The sequence below is a fragment of the Cupriavidus phytohabitans genome (assembly GCF_000426345.1).
Taxonomy (GTDB): domain Bacteria; phylum Pseudomonadota; class Gammaproteobacteria; order Burkholderiales; family Burkholderiaceae; genus Cupriavidus.
The window spans coordinates 1-4,251 of the sequence record NZ_AUFE01000168.1 but is presented as its reverse complement, the minus strand read 5'-3'; the positions used below and the strand labels follow the sequence as shown (position 1 = coordinate 4,251).

Sequence of the window (4,251 nt, the reverse complement as noted above, 5' to 3'; positions counted from 1 at the left end):
ACCCGTCGGGCCCCGCGCCTGATCAGCTCCTCGAGCCCAAGCCCGATTTCCGATAGACCGACTGCTTCTTTCCCTTTATCCTTGCTCATGGTGGACCTTTCTTGTGCTGGTTTCCGATCTCGACAATCAGATTCTCAGCGGAAAGCTCCACCGCCCTCTACTCCGCGCCTCAAATTCCCCGCCTGTACACCAGTTTCGACTTTAGCTCCGCGCCCCTACGTCACTGGCGGAAAACTGAAGCTTGTTGCCGTCGCAAGCAAGAAGCGCGTACCCGCATTTCCAAATGCACCTACCATCAATGAGACCGTACTCCAGGGCTTTGACGCAACTTCTTGGGGCGGCCTGGTTGCTCCGGCGGGCACAGCGCCTGAGATTGTAAAGCAGCTGAATGCTGCTCTGGTGAAGGTGCTGGCTATGCCCGAGGTCAAGGAGAAACTGGGGACACTGGGCGCAGAGGTGGCTGCGAGCAAGCCAGAAGAGTTTGCCGCTTACATCAAGAGTGAAACCGATAAGTGGGGAGCAGTAGCCAAGGCAGCGAACGTCGTGGCTGAGTAATGTAATTGCCGAGTCGTGCGCTGCGTTTGGTGCCTGTAAAAGAAGGAGCGGTGAGCCATGATTGCTCGCCGCTCCTTGTCGAACTCGGTGAACACGGATCCGACTGCCTGCCCCGGCCAAAAATCCGATGGAGGGGAGGGCGATGAGCGAGATAGTCGAAGCAGACTGCGTGAATGCCCGGGCGCTAACAGCATTTCAGAGTGATGAGTCTGTCAGATTTTTCGTGTGCCAGAGGTCATTGAGCAGCTTGTAAGCAAAGCTGACCAGCGATGCTCCTTACGAAGACCACGAAACCGAAGGATCCCCAAGCTTGTTTCCGACGAGCTGATTGACCGGTTGCTGGCCCAGGTCGAGCCGATTTTCAGCGAATCAGGCTCGTACGTCCGGCCTCTTCAACTCGCTGAAGACATTCAGGCGAAACTTGGTGCTCTATCCACGAGCCCGATCACTTCCTCGCGTCCGTCGTCGCGGATGCCCATCGCCAGGTGGAACCCCGGCCCGGACCGGGCCGCCGTAGTCGACGGCCTGCGCGGCTTCCCCGAAAGCGATTGAGGTCGTCTTCCGGCCGCGCAAATCCAGACCTGTATCGCCCACCTGATCCGCAACTCGCTCAACTTGGCGCGCTGGAAGGCAAGCCGATCTTGCAGGCTACCACGGCCGCCGCCGCCGGCGCGCTCGCGGCAAACGCCGCCAGCAAATGGGGCCGGAAATTCCCGACGGTGGCCGATATGTGGCGCCGGCATTGGGCACAGGTCATTCCTTGCTTTATCGATCCGCCCGAAGTGCACAGGCATCTGCACCATCGCCATCGAAAGCATGCGCATGCAGCTGCGTCAATCCCCCGAGGCTATGTTTGCACATCAATCCGCTCGAGTGTTGCGCTCAAACAAAAGGAGCCCCTCCGTTGATACTGGGGGCTCGTACTATCACTTCAAATTGACCTTCGAGCTACCGTCACTCGAGATGGACATTTGCGTCGCGGACGACAGCACTCCATTTTTCAATTTCCGACTCAACCAAGCTCGAAAACCGTGCAGGAGAACTGCCAACGACTTCTACGCCTTGCTCCCGGAATCGTTTGACCACATCAGGTTGGGCAAGAGCCTTCGCAATTTCCTGGTTCAGCTTTTGAACAATGTCCTTCGGCGTACCGGCAGGTGCTTGTATGCCAAACCACACGTTGACATCATAGGACGGGACACCCGATTCGGCGATGGTGGGGACGTCCGGAAGAAGCTTTGATCGTTGCTGCCCGGTCACGGCGATAGCCTTGAACTTCCCCGCTTTGATTTGCGACATGACGTTCGGCAAGTTGTCGAACAACAAGTCGATTTCCCCGCCTAGGAGAGCAACCACTGCCGGGCCACTGCCCTTGTACGGCACGTGGGTCATGCGCGTACCGGTCATCTTCTCAAACAACTCCATCGAAAGATGGTTCGACGAGCCGGATCCCGAAGAGCCGTAGTTGATCTTCCCCGGTTGTTTCTTGGCAGAATCGATAACGTCTTTGATTGTCGAATAGCCTTGGCCATTACGTGCGAGCAATACGTTTTGCGTACTCGCGGCCCAAATCACGGGGGCGAAGTCTTTCGTCGCGTTGTACGGTAGCTTGGCTCCGTACAATGCCGGAAGAGCCGCGAACGGCAGCGGGGTGACCAGAAGTGTGTAACCGTCAGGCGCCGCTTTGGCCACCATGGAATTTCCGATCAACGTATTGCCGCCCGGACGGTTATCAACGACCACTGGTTGCTTCCATTGGCTGGTAAGATTCTCGCCGACCGTGCGTGCCAAGGTGTCATTGAATCCGCCTGGCGTATAGGGCACGACGATTCGAATGGGCTTGTCCGGGTAGCTGCCGGCGGCAGCAATTGCTACGCCGGAAGTCACTGCAACACTTGCCGTACCGGCGAGCGACGAAATAATCCATTTGCAGGCGGTTCTTCTGCTAGTCATGTTTAGTCTCCTACACCATCGTTTGTCTGGCGGTCGTTGTCTGAGTCAGGGAGCCGTCAGAACTTCACGACATAGCCCGGACCGTCGATTAACGGGTACTGCTCGAAGATCTTCTCGTCGACCTCAACGCCCAAGCCCGGGCCTTCCGGCGGCTCCACGCAACCGTCCGCGCCAATTTGGAAGGTCTTGCCGAACATGTCGCGGAAGGGATTGAAATGCGACACGCACGCCTCGAAGTAACCGGCGTTCTCTGTGGCTGCCAGGAAGTGGAGTGTTGCCGCGTGGTTGAGTCCGGTGGCGGAGCTATGCGCATTGATCGGAATCCGGAATGCAGATGCCATGGCCGCGATACGAACGCCTTCGGTAATACCTCCAGTCTTAGACAGGTCGGGTTGCCATACCTGGACTGCTCGCGCTTCAAGAAGTTGTGCAAACTCAAAGCGCATGAAATGGTTTTCGCCAGCGGCAATGGGAACGACCGGCGTAATACGGGCGGCCTCGCGGTAAGACGCAAAATCGTTGCATGCGAAAGGTTCCTCCAGCCAGCCCGCTTGGATGTCGGCGAGAACCGGAAGCACGCGGCGAACGTCAGCGATCGTGTAGGCGGTATTGGCATCCGTCAGAATGTCAATGTCATCGCCCAAGGCACGGCGGGCATGCAAAACACGTTCAATGTCAGCTTTGACGGTGTCACCGATGCGCAGTTTGACGGCCTTGTAGCCTTGCTCAATGTACGATTGCGCCTCTTCGGCGAGCGAGGCTGCCGGCTGATAGCCGAGTGCAATGCCACCGGCATATGCGGGGATGCCCCGACGCGTTCCACCAAGGAGTTTATACAGCGGCATGTTGGCAGCCTTTCCGCGAATATCCCACAGCGCCATGTCGATGCCGGAGTGCGCCAAAGCCGCCCCCGCGCCGAGGCCGTGGCTGGAAAACTGCATGCGGTGCACGCGCTGCCAGGTGCCGACGACATCCGTCGCATCCATGCCGACGAGGAGCGGCGCTAGGGTATTGTGGATTAGACTGGTGATGGCGCCTGGGCTGCGTCCGGGATGCGACTCCCCGTAGCCTACGATGCCTTCCGATGTTTCAACGCGGATGATAATCGCGTCGCGCTTGAGCGTGCTTCCTACGCCCATGGTGACTGTCTTGCCGTCCGGCAGACGGAAGGACAGGGGGATGGCGGTAATGCGTGTAATTTTCATTGAAGTGTCTCCTTTTTCACTACACTGAACTCGGGGTTCACAATGCTCACTGGACGTTCTCCCTGCAGCAACGCGAGCATCGTTAGAGCGGCTGCGATGCCCATTGCACGCATGGCATCTTGGGTTATGCCTGCAATATGCGGGGTAAGTAAGACGTTCGGCGCGGAACGAACAGGGCTGTCGTCGGGCAGGGGGTGCTGGTCGTAGACATCGAGCACCGCGCCGCCCAACGTGCCGTCAGCCAATGCTGCGATGACATCATCCTGCCGAAGAACTGGGCCGCGCGAAACGTTGATAAGGATGGGCTGCCGTGAAGCATTGGAGAGCAGTGCCGCGTTCACCAGGCCGCGGGTGGAGGTGGTGAGCGGGCAAGCCACCACGATGTAGTCGCTTCGCGCAAAGAGCGTCGCGAGATCTACAGCATCCACCTGTGTGGGAAGACTGGAGAGCTAAAGTCGAAACTGGTGTACAGGCGGGGAATTTGAGGCGCGGAGTAGAGGGCGGTGGAGCTTTCCGCTGAGAATCTGATTGTCGAGAT

4 protein-coding genes and 1 pseudogene are annotated in these 4,251 nt (G+C 58.2%); 2 read left to right on the top strand and 3 right to left on the bottom strand.

Features of this window, described 5'->3' with window-relative positions; genetic code table 11:
• Together K309_RS39500 and K309_RS43610 are read left to right on the top strand one after the other, a co-directional pair.
• The coding region (locus tag K309_RS39500) for a tripartite tricarboxylate transporter substrate-binding protein (protein ID WP_369796583.1) at positions 1-555 on the top strand (555 nt) is incomplete at its 5' end.
• 510 nt (positions 556-1,065) lie between these two features.
• Positions 1,066-1,392: pseudogene (locus K309_RS43610) on the top strand (transposase); the annotation flags it as partial.
• Between the two features lie 117 nt (positions 1,393-1,509).
• Here the strand turns inward: K309_RS43610 and K309_RS0134115 are convergent.
• From K309_RS0134115 to K309_RS38760, 3 genes are read right to left on the bottom strand one after another with little or no spacing between them, the layout of a single operon-like run.
• On the bottom strand, positions 1,510-2,508 hold the full coding sequence (locus K309_RS0134115) for a tripartite tricarboxylate transporter substrate binding protein (RefSeq protein WP_029050378.1): 999 nt from the start codon (positions 2,506-2,508) through the stop codon (positions 1,510-1,512).
• 56 nt (positions 2,509-2,564) lie between these two features.
• Positions 2,565-3,713, bottom strand: coding sequence for a mandelate racemase/muconate lactonizing enzyme family protein (locus tag K309_RS0134110; protein WP_029050377.1), 1,149 nt, complete (start codon positions 3,711-3,713; stop codon positions 2,565-2,567).
• Complete coding sequence (locus tag K309_RS38760) at positions 3,710-4,141, bottom strand: NAD(P)-dependent oxidoreductase (RefSeq protein ID WP_051320766.1); 432 nt, start codon at positions 4,139-4,141, stop codon at positions 3,710-3,712. Before K309_RS38760 ends, K309_RS0134110 begins: the two co-directional genes overlap by 4 nt.
• Positions 4,142-4,251 lie beyond the last annotated feature (110 nt).